The following is a 16225-nucleotide window of genomic DNA, read 5'->3' on the forward strand; positions in this document are numbered from 1 at the left end:
TTTCTCAGGAGATTCCGAGTTCGTCGTTGATGAAGTCGAGAACCTCATCGGCGGAGGCGGACTCCAGTTGCTCTGCCACTGTGGAGTTCTCCGTCTGTTCGCCGAGTCCGTTGAACTTCGCCATCAGCCCCTGGAGTCGGAGCATGACGCCGGCCTTCTTGGCCTCGTCGGAGAGCAGTCCGGTGATCAGTGATTCGATGTCCTCGATCTTGGAATTCACCAGCGACAGGGCGTCGTCGGTGGTTCCGAGCTCGCCGTGCAGATAGCGGGCGAGCGCCAGCGGGGTGGGGTAGTCGAAGACCACCGTCGCGGCCAGCTTGAGGCCGGTGACCTCGCGCAGGCGGTTGCGCAGCTCGACCGAGGTGAGCGAGTCGAAGCCGGCGTCCTTGAACGCCGTCTCCGCTCCGACGTTCGCGACCCCGGTGTGGCCGAGGACGTTCGCCACATGACCGCGGACCAGGTCGAGCAGCAGTGCCTCCTGCTCCTGCGGTGCGAGGCCGACGAGCCGGCGGGCCAGCCCGCCGTGGTCACCGGAGGCCGTACGGGCCGTCTGGCGACCGGAGTTGACCAGTCCGCGCAGGAGCGGCTGCGTCGGACGGCCCGCCGCCGCGTCGGCACGCAGCGCCCGCAGGTCCAGCTTGATCGGCACCGCCAGCGCGATGGGGCTCCGCAGAGCCGCGTCGAACAGCCGCATGCCCTCGGCGGGAGCGATGGGCAGCACACCGCCACGGCTCATACGTGCCTGGTCGGCGACGCCCAGATGGGCTGTCATGCCGCTGGCCTGCTCCCACAGACCCCAGGCGAGCGAGGTGCCCGGCAGGCCCGCCGCCCGACGCCGGTGAGCCACCGCGTCCAAGTAGGCATTCGCCGCCGCATAGTTGCCCTGACCCGCCGACCCGAACAGACCCGACGCGGAAGAGAACACCGCGAACACCGACAGGTCCAAGTCCCTGGTCAACTCGTCCAGATGACGTACAGCCGCCACCTTCGGCCCGAACACAAACGCCAACCGCCCCGGCGTCAGCGCACCAATCACCCCGTCATCCAACACACCCGCCGTATGCACAACCCCCGTCAACGGATACTCGTCACCGACCGAACCGATGAGCGCGGCCACCGCATCCCGGTCGGCAACGTCACACGCCGCCACCCGCACCGACTCCGCACCCAACTCCCCCAACTCGGCAACCAGTTCGGTCGCACCCTCCGCATCCGGACCACGCCTACTCGCCAACACCAGATGACGAACGCCATGCTCCGACACCAGATGACGGGCCACCAACCCACCCAACGAACCCGTACCACCCGTCACCAACACCGTGCCCCCGACAACCGGAGCACGACCCCCCACCGACTCGACGACGGCGGCGGCACGCACCAGACGCGGCACGGACAACACCGAACCGCGGACCGCGAGTTGCGGCTCGCCGACGGCCAACGCCTGTCCCAGGACCGTGGTGAACGGGTCCTCTGCGGCCGGGTCCAGATCGAGCAGGACGATCCGCTCGGGGTTCTCGGCCTGAGCCGTGCGGATCAGACCCCAGACAGCTGCCGCCGCCGGGTCGACAACATCACCGTCCAGACCGGCAGGAACAGCACCCCGAGTCACCACCACCAGCTGGGAGTCCTCGAAGACCTCCTCCGCCAACCATGCCTGCACAACACCCAACACCCTGCCTGTCAGCGCGAGCACCTCACCGGCACCGTCACCCCCGCCACCGAAGGCCTCCACAACGGCCACGGCCGGAACATCGGCAGCCAAGGCAGCCACCTCCTCGGCCGACCCCACCGCAACCCACAAAGGCTCCGGCTCGGCGACCACCCGAGGCGCCGCCGCCAAGTCGGTCCACTCCACCTCGAACAAGGCGTCCCGGCTGCTGTCGGCCGCCGCGGTGTCCAACTGCGCCACGTCCACCGGCCGGAAGGTCACCGATTCCACCGTGAGGACCGGGCCGCCGGTCTCGTCGACGGCGGTCAGCGACCGAGCGTCCTGGCCCTGCGGTGCGATCCGCACCCGCAGTGAGGAGGCTCCGGCGGCGTGCAGCACCAGCCGGTTCCAGGCGAACGGCAGGACGTTGTGGCCGTCGTCCGACTGTGCGAACGCCTCCGTGTGCAGTGCGGCGTCCAGCAGGGCCGGGTGAAGGCCGAACCGGGCGGCGCTGTCGCGCAGTTCGTCCGGCAGCACGACCTCGGCGAACAGTTCCTCGCCACGCCGCCACACCGCCCGCAGGCCCTGGAAGGCCGGGCCGTACGCGTATCCGTGGCCGAGCAGTTCCTCGTAGAACCCGGTGACGTCGAGCGGCACTTGCTCGGCGCCGGCCGGCGGCCAGACGGAGACGTCGAAGCCGGCCGTTTCCGCGCTCCCGGCCGGGGCCGCTCCCAGGGTGCCGGTGGCGTGCCGGGTCCAGGTGTCCGCGCCGATCCCGCCACCGTTGTCCTCGCGGGCCGAGTAGACGGCGACAGTGCGCGTGCCGTGTTCGTCGGGGCCGCCGACGGCGACCTGGACACGGACACCGCCGTGGGCCGGGACGACCAACGGCGCCTCGATGACCAGTTCCTCAAGTATCCCGGCGGCCACGACATCTCCGGCGCGGACGGCCAGTTCGACCAGTCCGGTACCGGGGACGAGGACAACCCCGCCGACAGCGTGGTCCGCGAGCCACGCGTGTGTACGCAGAGACAACCGCGAGGTGCACAGGACACCGCCGGTCTCCGGAACCTCGACCACGGCGCCCAGCAGCGGGTGATCGGCGGTGGACTGGCCGAGCGACACCGCGTCGGCCGCCGGAGCCAGTTGGAGCCAGTAGTGCTGGTGGTCGAAGGCGTACGTCGGCAGGTCGAGATGCGAAGCACCCGCAACCGGCAGCATGCCCGCCCAGTCGACAGAGCCGCCATGGACGAAGACTTCGGCGGTAGCGGTGAGGAGGGTCTGTGCCTCGGGACGGCCGTCCCGCAGAGCGGCGACACAGGCCGCCCGTTCGCCGGCCGACTCGGCCACCACACTCGACAAGGCCGCGCCCGGGCCGAGTTCAACGAAGACGACGTCTCCGTCACCGGCTGCGGCCGTGACACCGTCGGCGAAACGCACCGGACGGCGGACATGGTCCACCCAGTACTGCGGGTCGGTGAGCTGCCCCGGCCCGGCAAGCCGCCCGGTCACGTTGGACACCACCGGGAACTCCGGCTCCAACCACGACACTTGAGACAAGGTGCGCGCGAACTCGTCGAGCATCGGCTCCATCAGAACCGAGTGGAAGGCGTGCGAGACGCTCAGCCGCTTGGTCTTACGACCCTGCTCCCCGAGCTTCCCCACCACCGCCAACACGGCATCCTCCACACCCGAAAGCACCACCGACGCTGGACCGTTGACCGCCGCCAAGCCCACGCCCTCACCCAACAGCCCGGCGACCTCCGCCTCCGACGCCGCCACCGCGACCATCGCGCCACCCGACGGGAGCGCCTCCATCAACCGGCCCCGCGCCGCCACCACCACCGCAGCATCCGCCAGCGACAGGACACCGGCGACATGCGCCGCCACGATCTCGCCGATGGAGTGGCCCATCACCGCATCCGGCCTGAGCCCCCACGACTCCACCAGCCGGAACAACGCCGTCTCCACAGCGAACAACCCCGCCTGCGTAAACACCGTCCGACTCAAATCACCCGCTTCGCCAAGGACGACGTCCCGGACCGGATACTCCACCCACCCTGACAACTCCCCGTCCAGCGCCGCACACGCCTCATCGAACGCCTCCGCGAACACCGGATACCGGCCATACAACTCACGCCCCATGCCGACCCGCTGCGAACCCTGCCCCGGAAACACCACCACCGTACGAACCGAACCCCCGCCACTCCCCCTGACCACAACAGGACTCAACTCACCCCGCGCCAGCGCACCCAGCCCGGCCAACGCCTCCCCACGCGAAGCACCGACCACCACCGCACGCTCCGACAACACCGCCCGCTGAGCGACCAACGCACCCGCCACAGTGCCCAACGACAGCTCCTCGCCCAACTCCACGAAGGACGCGAGCCGTTCAGCCTGCCCCGCCAGCGCACCGGCGCTCCGCGCCGACACCACCAACGGCACCGCACCGTCGACGGCGTCCGCCGTCGGCTCGGGCTTGGGCTCCGACACGGCCGGCTCAGGTGCCTGCTCCAAGATGATGTGCGCGTTCGTGCCGCTGACGCCGAAGGCGGAGACGCCCGCCCGACGCGGCCGGCCGTTCTCCGGCCACTCCCGGGCCTCGGTCAGCAGCTCCACCGCACCCGCCGACCATTCGACCTCCGTCGACGGTTCGGTGATGTGCAGAGTGGACGGCAGGACGCCGTGCCGCAGGGCTTCCACGGTCTTGATCACGCCGGCGACGCCGGCGGCGGCCTGCGCGTGCCCGATGTTCGACTTGACCGAGCCCAGCCACAGCGGCCGGTCTTCAGGCCGGTCCTGCCCGTATGTGGCGAGCAGTGCCTGCGCCTCGATCGGGTCGCCGAGGACGGTACCCGTGCCGTGCGCCTCCACCGCGTCGACATCGGCCGTCGACAGGCCGGCGTTGGCCAACGCCTTGCGGATGACGCGCTGTTGGGAGGGCCCGTTGGGCGCTGTCAGGCCGTTCGACGCGCCGTCCTGGTTGACCGCCGAGCCGCGGATCACCGCGAGCACGTGGTGCCCGTTGCGCCGGGCTTCCGACAGTCGCTCCAGGATCACGACACCGGCGCCCTCGGCCCAGCCGGTTCCGTCGGCGGTCGCGGAGAAGGCCTTGCAGCGGCCGTCGGGCGACAGCGCCTGCTGACGGGAGAACTCCACGAAGGTGTACGGGTTCGCCAGGACGGTCGCACCACCGGCGAGCGCCATCGAGCACTCGCCCTGACGCAGTGCCTGGGCGGCGAGGTGAATGGCGACCAGCGAGGACGAGCAGGCCGTGTCCACGGTCACCGCCGGGCCCTCGAAGCCGAACACGTAGGAGACCCGGCCGGAGGCCACGCTCCCGGCGGAGCCGGTCGCGGTGAAGCCGCCGAGTTCGGCCGGGACCTCACCGCCGAAGCCGTATCCCTGGGTCATCACGCCGGAGAAGACGCCGACATCGGTTCCCTTCAGGGTTCCCGGGTCGATCCCGGCGCGCTCCATGGCCTCCCACGAGGTCTCCAGGAGCAGCCGCTGCTGGGGGTCCATCGCGAGGGCCTCACGCGGCGAGATCCCGAAGAATCCCGCGTCGAACAGGCCCGCGTCGTAAAGGAATCCGCCCTGGTCGACGTACGAGGTGCCGACCCGGCCGGTGTCGGAGTCGAACAGGCCGTCGAGGTCCCAGCCGCGATCGTCCGGGAATCCGGACATCGCGTCCCGGCCCTCGCTGACCAGCCGCCACAGGTCCTCGGGGTTCGCCACGCCGCCCGGCAGGCGGCACGCCATGCCCACGACGGCGATCGGCTCGTCGGGGTCGGCGACCGCCACGGAGGGCGCGACCCGTGCGGCGGTGGCCGCGGGTATGTGGCCGAACGCCTCGTGCAGGTGGCGGGCGAGGGCGAGCGGCGTCGGGTAGTCGAAGACGACGGTCGTCGGCAGGCTGAGGCCGGTTGCCTCGCGGACCCGGTTGCGCAGCTCGACCGAGGTGAGCGAGTCGAAACCAGCGTCCTTGAACGCCTTCTCGGACCGTACGTCGTCGGCCCCGGCATGCCCGAGGACGGTCGCCACCTGGCCGCGGACCAGGTCGAGCAGCAGCGCCTCCTGTTCCTCGGGCGTGAGCCCGGCCAGCCGGTCGGCGAGGCCGCCGGTGCCGCGCTGTGCGGTGGCCGCACGGGCGGTCTGCCTGCCGGTACGGACCAAGCCGCGCATCAGCGGCTGCACCGCGCCACCGGACGCGGCGTCGGCGCGGGCGGCACGCAGGTCGAGCTTGATGGGTACGACGAGCGCCTGTTCGGCGTGGAGGGCCGCGTCGAAGAGGGCGAAGCCCTCGGCCGGGGTGAGTGCCTGGACGCCGCCGCGGCTCATGCGGGCTTGGTCGAGTTCGCTGAGGTGGGCGGTCAGGCCGGTGCTCTGCTGCCACAGGCCCCAGGCCATCGAGACACCGGGCAGACCGGCGGCCCGGCGGCGGGCCATCAGGGCGTCGAGGAAGGAGTTGGCAGCCGCGTAGTTGCCCTGCCCTGCCGATCCGAAGAGCCCGGCGCCGGAGGAGAACACCGCGAAGGTGGTCACGTCCAGATCGCGGGTCAGTTGGTCCAGGTGGCGGACGGCGGTGGCCTTCGGGGCGAAGACGCCTTCGACGCGTTCGGGCGTCAGCGCGCCGATCACCCCGTCGTCCAGGGCACCGGCCGTGTGGACGACACCGGTGAGAGGGTGTTCGGCCGGTACGGCCGCCAGCAGGGCCGCCACGGCGTCCCGGTCGGCGACATCGCACGCGGTGACCGTCACCACCGCGCCGGACTCGGTGAGTTCGGCGACCAGTTCGGCCGCGCCCTCCGCGGCGGGACCGCGGCGACTGACCAGCAGAAGGTGCCGTACACCGTGCGTGTCGACCAGGTGCCGGGCGAGCAGGGAGCCCAGGGAGCCGGTGCCGCCGGTGACGAGGACGGTGCCCTCGGTGTCGAAGGCAGCGGGGGTGTCGGAGGTGGCGGATCGGGTCGTGTCGCGGACGAGGCGGGGGGCGCTGAGCAGCTGGCCGCGGGCGGCGAGCTGGGGTTCGCCGGTGGCGAGGACCGCGGCGAGGACCGGTTCCATCTCGATGCCGGTGACATCGAGATCGGAGTCGGCGGCGGTGTCCAGCAGGACGATCCGTTCGGGGTCCTCCGCCTGGGCGGCGCGGATCAGGCCCCAGACGGCGGCGCCGGCCGGGTCGGTGACATCGGCGTCGCCGCCGACGGGCATCGCGCCCCGGGTGAGGACGACCAGCCGGGAGTCGGCCAGGCTCGGGGCGGCGAGCCACGCCTGGACCATGGACAGGATCCGGTTGGTCAGGGGCAGCGCGTCATCGCCGTCGCCGCTGCCGAACGCCTGCGCCACGGCGACGACCGGGGTGATGACGTTGGCGGCGAGGATCTCCACCTCGTCGGCGTGGAACAGCGGCACCCACGGCGGCAGCGTCTCCGTGCTCGGTGCAGGTGCGGGCAGTTCGGCCCACTCCACCCGGAACAGGGAGTCGTGGCCCGGGCCCGCGACGGCCGCCGCGGCGGAGAGCTGTTCGGCGGTGACCGGCAGGAAGGAGAGCGCGTCGAGCGTCAGGACGGGTGCGCCGGTCTCGTCGGCGGCCGTCAGCGACAGCCGGTCGGACCCGGCCGGCGCGAGCTTCACCCGCAGCGCCGAGGCGCCCGTGGCACGGAGCGTCAGGCCGGTCCACTCGGCGGGCTGCCAGAGGCGCTGCCCGTCCGTGGCCGCCGTCGCGTTCGGGTCCGCGTCCGGGCTTGTGCCCGCCCCGTTCCCGCCCGGGTTGGTGTTCGGGTCGGCCACGGCCGCATGGCGCAGGCCGGAGTGGAGAGCCGCTTCCAGGAGTGCCGGGTGCAGCCCGAAGCGGCCCGCGTCGCCGCGCTGTTCGTCCGGGAGGGCCAGTTCGGCGAAGACGTCGTCACCGCGCCGCCACAGCGCCCGTACGCCCTGGAAGACCGGGCCGTACGCGTGGCCGAGCCGGAACAGGTCGTCGTAGAGCTCGTCGACGCTCGCGGGCCGGGCTCCCGTGGGCGGCCAGAGGACGAGGTCGTCGTCGGTCGTGGGGCGGTCGGCGACTGCGGTGGAGAGCCGTCCCGTGGCATGGCGGGTCCAGGCGTCCGCGCCCGTGTCCTCGGCGGCGTCCTCGCGGATCGAGTAGACGTCGATCGTGCGGGTTCCGGTCTCGTCCGGTCCGCCGACGGTGACCTGGACACGGACACCACCCTGCTCGGGCAGCACGAGCGGCACCTCGACGACCAGTTCGTCCAGCGTGCCGCAGCCGACCTCGTCACCGGCGCGAACGGCCAGCTCGACCAGTGCGCCGCCGGGCACGACGGCCATGCCGCCGATGACGTGGTCCGCGAGCCAGGGGTGGGTGCGGAGCGAGAGGCGGGAGGTGAAGACCAGGCCGTCCGACTGCGGCAGCCGGACCACCGCGCCGAGCAGCGGGTGGTCGGCGGCGGCCTGGCCGAGAGAGGCTGCGTCGGTCGCGGGGGCGGTCTGGAGCCAGTAGTGCTGGTGGTCGAAGGCGTACGTCGGCAGGTCGACCTGGCCGACGGATCCCTCGGGGAGCATGCCGGTCCAGTCGACCGCGACACCGTGGACGAAGAGTTCGGCCATCGAGGTCAGCAAGCGGCGCGGGCCGCCCTCATCACGGCGCAGCGAGCCTCCGACGAGTGCCGTCGCGCTCTCGGCGTCGACGATCTCGCTGACCGGCTGGACCAGCACCGGGTGGGCGCTGGACTCCACGAACACCGTGTGGCCCTCAGCCAGAAGACCCGCTATCGCGGGACCGAAGCGGACCTGACTGCGCAGGTTGCGGTACCAGTAGCCGCCGTCCAGGACACCCGCCTCGCGGACCCATTCACCGGTCACGGTCGACAGGAACGGCACGAGAGGTGCCTGCGCACGAATGTCCGCGAAGGCCTCGCCCAACGTCTCCTCGATCGCCTCCACATGCCGCGTGTGGGAGGCGTAGTCCACCGCCACCCGACGCACCCGCACACCATCCGCCGCCAGGACATCGAGGGCCTCGTCGAGGGCTTCGGCGTCACCGGCGATGACGACGGACGCCGGACCGTTGACCGCCGCCAGCTCAACCCGGCCCGCCCAGCGTTCCAACCGCCCGGCGACCTCTTCCTCCGGAAGTGCCACCGAGGCCATGCCCCCACGACCCGCGAGGCTCCCGGCGATGACCTGGCTGCGCACCGCCACGATGCGGGCCGCGTCCTCCAACGACAACGCACCCGACACACACGCGGCAGCGATCTCACCCTGCGAGTGACCCACCACCGCATCCGGCACCACACCCACCGACGCCCACACCGCAGCCAGACCCACCATCACCGCGAAACTCGCCGGCTGCACCACATCCACCCGCTCCAGCAGTTCAGCCGGAGCGTCACCCCGCAGCACGTCCACAAGAGACCAGTCGACCCAACGCCCCAGCACTGCGGCGCACTCGGCGATCCGCTCCGCGAACACCGGTGAGGAATCAAGGAGTTCACGACCCATACCGGCCCACTGCGAACCCTGACCGGGGAACACCAACACCGTCCGACCCAAAGCGGCGGTACCGAACGATCCGCCGGTGACGACGCCGGGGTGGGACTCGCCGTGCGCCAGGGCATTGAGGCCTGACAGGGCGTCGTTCCGGGAGGCGGCCACGATCACCGCGCGGTCGGAGAGCAGCGCCCGTCGCGTCACCAGCGTCGCCGCCACGGCCTCCAGCGGCACGGTCTGTGCCGTCTCGGGCGTCTCGACGAACGACGCGAGCCGCGCGGCCTGCCCCGCCAGGGATGCCGCCGAGGCGGCGGACACGACCAGGGGAACCACGCCGTCGGCCGAGGTGACCGGCGGTGCGGGTTCGTTCTCCGGTGCCTGTTCCAGGATCAGGTGCGCGTTCGTGCCGCTGATGCCGAAGCTGGAGATCCCGGCGCGGCGCGGCCTGCCCTCCTCCGGCCAGGCGCGGGCCTCGGTGAGCAGTTCGACCGCGCCCGCAGTCCAGTCGACCTGGGGCGTCGGTTCCGTCACGTTGAGCGTGGGCGGCATGACGCCGTGCCGCAGTGCCTGCACCATCTTGATCACGGCGGAGACACCTGCGGCCGCCTGTGTGTGACCCACGTTCGACTTGAGCGATCCCAGCCACAGCGGGCGCTCCGGGTCCCGGTCGCGGCCGTATGTGGCGAGCAGGGCCTGTGCCTCGATCGGGTCGCCGAGTTCCGTGCCGGTGCCGTGTGCCTCCACGACGTCGATGTCGGCTGCGGCAAGGCCCGCGTTGGCGAGGGCCTTGCGGATGACCCGCTGCTGCGAGGGCCCGTTGGGCGCGGTCAGGCCGTTCGAGGCGCCGTCCTGGTTCACGGCCGAGCCGCGCACGACCGCGAGCACCCGGTGTCCGCGGCGGCGGGCTTCCGAGAGGCGTTCCAGGACGACGATGCCGACGCCCTCGGACAGGATGGTGCCGTCGGCACCGGCCGAGAACGCCTTGACCCGGCCGTCGGCGGCGAGGCCGCGCTGCCGGGACATGCCGCGCAGGCCGATGGGCGAGCCCATGACGGCTACTCCGCCGGCCAGGGCGAGCGAGCACTCGCCCTGGCGCAGTGCCTGGGCGGCGAGGTGGATGGTGACGAGGGACGAGGAGCAGGCGGTGTCGACGGTCACGGACGGGCCCTCGAAGCCGAACGCGTACGAGACCCGGCCGGAGGCCACGCTGCCCGCGGTGGCCGTGGTGACGAACCCTTCGAGTTCGTCGGGCATGTTGCTGAGGGACTCGACGTAGTCGTGGATGGAGACGCCCGAGAAGACGCCGATGTCGTCGCCGCGCGCGGAGCGGGGATCGATGCCGGCGCGCTCCAGGGCCTCCCACGAGGTTTCGAGAAGGAGCCGTTGCTGCGGGTCCATGGCGAGGGCCTCGCGCGGCGAGATCCCGAAGAAACCGGCGTCGAACTGGGCGGCGTCGTGCAGGAATCCGCCCTTGTGCACGTAGGCCGTGCCGGGCTTGTCGGGGTCGGTGTCGAACAGGCCGTCGAGGTCCCAGCCGCGGTCGTCGGGGAGGGCCACCATGCCGTCGCGGCCCTCGGCCACGAGGCGCCAGAGGCCGTCGGGGTCGTCGACGCCGCCGGGCAGGCGGCAGGCCATGCCGACGATGGCGATGGGCTCGTCGGGGTCGGCGGTCACGACGGTGGGGAGGGCGGTGGCGCCGGCGCCCGCCGTGTCGTCGCCGAGTTCCTCGCGCAGGTAGCGGGCGAGTGCCACCGGGGTGGGGTAGTCGAAGATGAGGGTGGCGGGGAGCTTGACGCCGGTGGCGGCGCCGAGCCGGTTGCGGAGTTCGACCGCGGTGAGCGAGTCGAAGCCGATCTCGCTGAACCCGCGGGTGCCCTGGGCGAGTTCGGCGGCGTTGAAGCCGAGGACCGCGGTGGCTTCGGCCTGCACGATGCCGAGGAGGACGGCTTCCTGTTCGGCATCGGGCAGTCCGGCGAGGCGGCGGATCAGGTCGCTGCCGTCGCCCGCGCCGGCGCGGGCGAGGCGGCGGCCGGTGCGCACCAGGCTGCGCAGCAGGTGCGGGACGGTGCCGCCGGAGGTCGCGTCGGCCCGTAGGGACCGCAGGTCGAGCTTGATCGGTACGAGTAGGGCGTGTTCGCCTCGCAGGCCGGTGTCGAGGAGGGCCAGGGCCTCGGCGGGGGCGAGCGGCAGGACGCCGCCGCGGCTCATGCGGGCCTGGTCGGTCTCGCTGAGGTGGGCGGTCAGGCCGGTGCTCTGCTGCCACAGGCCCCAGGCCATCGAGACACCGGGCAGACCGGCGGCCCGCCGCTGTGCCATGAGGGCGTCGAGGAAGGAGTTGGCAGCCGCGTAGCTGCCCTGGCCTGCGGAGCCGAGCAGTGCGGCGGCGGACGAGAAGACGGTGAACGACGCGAGCCCCGGGGCGAGTTCGCGGGTCAGTTGGTCCAGGTGGCGGACGGCGGTGACCTTCGGGGCGAAGACGCCTTCGACGCGCTCCGGCGTCAGGGCGCCGATCACCCCGTCGTCCAGAACGCCGGCGAGGTGGACAACACCGGTGAGAGGGTGTTCGGCCGGTACGGCCGCCAGCAGGGCCGCCACGGCGTCCCGGTCGGCGACATCGCACGCGGCGAGCGTCACCACCGCGCCGGACTCGGTGAGTTCGGCGACCAGTTCGGCCGCGCCCTCCGCTGCGGGACCGCGGCGGCTCGCCAGCAGAAGGTGCCGTACACCGTGTGTGTCGAGCAGATGCCGGGCGACCATGGCGCCCAGGGAGCCGGTGCCGCCGGTGAGCAGGACCGTGCCCTCGGGGTCGAAGGCGTACGTGGCCCCGGTCTCGGCCTGGGGCTCGGCCGGGGCGATGGCCGCGCGCACCAGGCGTGGCGCGGACAGGGCCGTGCCGCGGACGGCGACGAGGGGCTCACCGGTGGCCAGTACGGGCCCGAGGACGGGACCCGCTCCGGCGGAGCCGGCGGGGTCGAGGTCCACGAGCACGATGCGGTCGGGGTTCTCTGCCTGGGCGGCGCGGATCAGGCCCCAGACGGCGGCGCCGGCCGGGTCGGTGACATCGGCGTCGCCGGCGGCGGGCACCGCGCCCCGGGTCGCGACGACGAGGGGCACGGCGTCCAGGTCGGGTGCGGCGGCCAGCCACGCCTGGATCACGGCCACGACGCGGGTGGTGAGGCCGAGCGGATCCTCGCCGTCTCCGGTCGTCGCCGTGAGGACGGCGACCGGCGGCAGGGTCTCGCGGGCGGCGAGCGCCGTCACGTCGTCGGCGGTGGCGAGCGGCGCCCAGGAGGCGGGCGCGGCGGCGACCTCGGGAGCGGGCAGCGGGGTCCATTCCACGCGGAACAGCGAGTCGCGGCTGTCCCGGCCGGCCGCTCCGGCGTCCAGCTGCTCGGCGGTAACCGGCAGGGACACCAGCGAGTCCATGGTCAGGACGAGGTCACCGGTCTCGTCGGCGGCCTGGAACGAGAGGGCGTCCGGGCCGCTCGGGGCGACGCGTACACGCAGGGCGGAGGCGCCGAGGGCGTGCAGGACGAGGCCGTTCCAGGCGAAGGGCAGGACCTTTCGGTCGTCGTCGGGGTTGGCGAAGGCGTTGGTGTGCAGGGCGGCGTCGAGCAGGGCCGGGTGGATGCCGAACCGGTCGGCGTTCTCCCGCTGCTCGGGCGGCAGGGCGGCCTCGGCGAACAGTTCGTCGCCGCGCCGCCACACGCCGCGCAGACCCTGGAAGGCCGGACCGTACGCGTATCCGCGGGCGACCAGGTCGGGGTAGAAGTCGTCGATGGCGACAGGCTGCGCGCCGGCCGGGGGCCAGGCGGCGAAGTCGACGGCGGGCTTCGTGCCCGCGACCGGGGCGGCGATGGAGAGCAGGCCGGTGGCGTGCCGGGTCCACTCCCCCTGGCCGGCCTCGTCGGCGGCCTCCTCGCGGAGGGAGTACACGTCCACGGTGCGCGAGCCGTTGGGGCCGGCACCGCCGACAGCGACCTGAACGCGGACACCGCCCTGCTCGGGCAGCACGAGGGGCGCCTCGATGACGAGTTCCTCCAGGACAGCGCAGCCGAACTCGTCGCCGGCGCGGACCGCCAGATCGACGTAGACGGTGCCGGGCACGACGACCACGCCGCCGATGGCGTGGTCCGCGAGCCAGGGGTGGGTGCGCAGGGAGAGCCGGGAGGTGAGGACCAGGCCGTCGGACTGGGGCAGCGGGACCATCGCGCCGAGCAGCGGGTGGTCGGTGCCGCTCAGGCCGAGCGAGGCGGCGCCGCCGGCACCGCCGGTCAGCTGGATCCAGTAGTGCTGGTGGTCGAAGGCGTACGTCGGGAGGTCGATCCGTCCGGCGTCGGGGCGGGCCGTGAGGATGCCGCTCCAGTCGATGTGGACGCCGCGGACGAAGAGTTCGGCCATCGAGGTGAACAGGCGGCGCGGACCGCCCTCCTCGCGGCGCAGGGAGCCGGTCACGACGGCGTCGGTGTCGGCGCGGTCCACGATCTCGCTGACCGGCTGGACCAGGACGGGGTGGGCACTGGACTCCACGAACACCGTGTGACCCTCGGCCAGGAGGTCGGCGATCGCGGGACCGAAGCGGACCTGCCGGCGCAGGTTGCGGTACCAGTAGCCGCCGTCGAGGACACCCGCCTCGCGGATCCACTCGCCGGTCACGGTGGAGAGGAACGGTACGGCGGGGGCCTGGCTGCGGATGTCGGCGAAGGCGTCGCCCAAGGTCTCCCGGACGGCCTCGACGTGCCGGGAGTGCGAGGCGTAGTCGACCGCGATGCGGCGCACGCGTACGCCCTGGTCCTCCAGTGCGTCGAGGGCCTCGTCGAGGGCTTCGGCGTCACCGGCGATCACGACCGACGCCGGACCGTTGACCGCCGCCACCTCTACTCGACCTGCCCAGCGTTCCAGCCGCTCGGCGACGTCTTCCTCCGGGAGTGCCACCGAGGCCATGCCGCCACGGCCCGCCAGACTCCCGGCGATGACCTGACTGCGCACCGCCACGATGCGGGCCGCGTCCTCCAGTGACAACGCACCCGACACGCACGCGGCAGCGATCTCACCCTGCGAGTGGCCGACCACCGCATCAGGCACCACACCCACCGACGCCCACACCGCAGCCAAACCCACCATCACCGCGAAACTCGCCGGCTGCACCACATCAACCCGCTCAAGGAGTTCAGCCGGAGCCTCTCCCCGCAGCACATCCACGAGCGACCAGTCGACCCAACGCTCAAGCGCCGCAGCGCACTCGGCGATGCGCGACGCGAACACCGGGGAGGAATCGAGGAGTTCACGACCCATGCCGACCCACTGCGAACCCTGCCCCGGGAAGACGAGGACGACTTTTCCGGCCCCGCCCGGCGTCGACGCGCTGCCGACGGCCACCGTAGGAGCGGACTCGCCCCGCGCCAGCGCTCCCAGGCCCGCCAGTGCCTCCTCGGACGAGCCGGCCACGACGACCGCACGCTCGCCGAGCACCGCCCGGCCGGTGGCCAGTACGGCCGCCACGTCGGCGAGCGCGACCGTGCCGGAGGCCTCGACGAACGACACGAGCCGTTCCGCCTGGCCGGTCAGCGAGGCGACCGTGGCCGCCGAGACGACGAGCGGCACCGCGCCGTCGGCCGCGGGAGCCGGAGCGGCGTCCGCGGCGGGCTCCTCCACCGGCGCCTGTTCCAGAATCACGTGGGCGTTCGTGCCGCTGGCACCGAACGAGGACACACCGGCCCGGCGCGGACGGTCGTCCTGGGGCCAGTCCCGTGTCTCCGTCAGCAGTTCCACCGCACCCGCCGTCCAGTCCACCTGCGGGGTGGGCTCGTCGACGTGCCGGGTGGCGGGCATGACGCCGTGCCGCAGCGCCTGCACCATGTTGATCACGCCGGCCACGCCGGAGGCGGCCTGGGTGTGGCCGATCACCGACTTGACCGAGCCGAGCCGCAGCGGCCGGTCCTCGGACCGGTCCTGGCCGTAGGTGGCCATCAGGGCCTGCGCCTCGATCGGGTCCCCGAGGACGGTGCCGGTGCCGTGGCCCTCGACCATGTCGATGTCGGCGGTGGTGAGGTCGGCGCTCTCCAGGGCCTTGCGGATGACGCGCTGCTGCGCGGGGCCGTTGGGCGCCGTCAGGCCGTTGGAGGCGCCGTCCTGGTTGAGGGCCGAGCCGCGGATCACCGCGAGCACCCGGTGCCCGTTGCGCCGTGCCTCGGACAGGCGTTCCAAGAGGATCACACCGGCGCCCTCGGCCCAGCTGGAGCCGTCCGCGCAGGCCGCGTACGACTTGCAGCGGCCGTCGAAGGCGAGGCCGCGCTGCCGGGCGAAGCCGACGAACCCGCCGGGGGTCGACATGACGGTCGCGCCGCCGGCCAGGGCCATGGAGCACTCACCGCGCCGCAGTGCCTGGGAGGCCAGATGGATGGCGACCAGAGAGGAGGAGCACATGGTGTCGACGGTGACGGCGGGACCTTCGAGGCCGAGGGTGTAGGCGACCCGCCCCGAGGCGACACCGCCCGCGGTGCCCAGGGCGCGCTCCAGGCTGAGGAAGCCTTCGAACCCGCTGAGGTCGGGCGCGTAGTCCTGGTGGACCATGCCGGCGAACACGCCGATGTCGGTGCCGCGCAACGCGTGCGGGTCGAGGCCGGCCCGTTCGAGGGCCTCCCAGGAGACCTCCAGGAGCTGCCGCTGCTGGGGGTCCATCGCGAGCGCCTCGCGCGGCGAGATCCCGAAGAACGCGGCGTCGAACTGGCCGGCGTCGTGCAGGAACGCGCCCTCGCGGACGTACGTCGTACCGGGGTTGTCCGGGTCGGGATGGTAGAGGCCCTCCAGGTCCCAGCCGCGGTCCTCGGGGAAGGTGGTGTAGACGTCGGTGCCGTCGGTCACCACCCGCCACAGGTCCTCGGGGGTGCGTATGCCGCCCGCGTACCGACAGGCCATCGAAACGATCGCGATGGGTTCGGCCGAGGCCTCGGAGAGACGCTGGTTCTCCTGTTGGAGTCGCGCGTTCTCCTTGAGCGAGGCACGCAGTGCGTTGACGATCTGCTCGTCCGGCGCCGTCATCTCGGTACGTCCTCCGTCTTTGCCGCTGTCGGTAAGTCAGGTGTC

The 16225-nt window shown here is 72.5% G+C and carries 1 protein-coding gene; it reads right to left on the reverse strand.

Features of this window, described 5'->3' with window-relative positions:
- Positions 1 to 4: 4 nt before the first annotated feature.
- Positions 5 to 16180, reverse strand: coding sequence for an SDR family NAD(P)-dependent oxidoreductase (locus OG407_RS01285; protein WP_405854126.1), 16176 nt, complete (start codon positions 16178 to 16180; stop codon positions 5 to 7).
- Positions 16181 to 16225: the final 45 nt, after the last annotated feature.

It is taken from the genome of Streptomyces sp. NBC_01515, assembly GCF_045040345.1.
GTDB lineage: Bacteria > Actinomycetota > Actinomycetes > Streptomycetales > Streptomycetaceae > Streptomyces.

What these genes read in the sequence shown, in the direction of transcription:
- OG407_RS01285 (WP_405854126.1), bottom strand. Translation starts at nt 16,180, where the DNA reads ATGACGGCGCCGGACGAGCAGATCGTCAACGCACTGCGTGCCTCGCTC.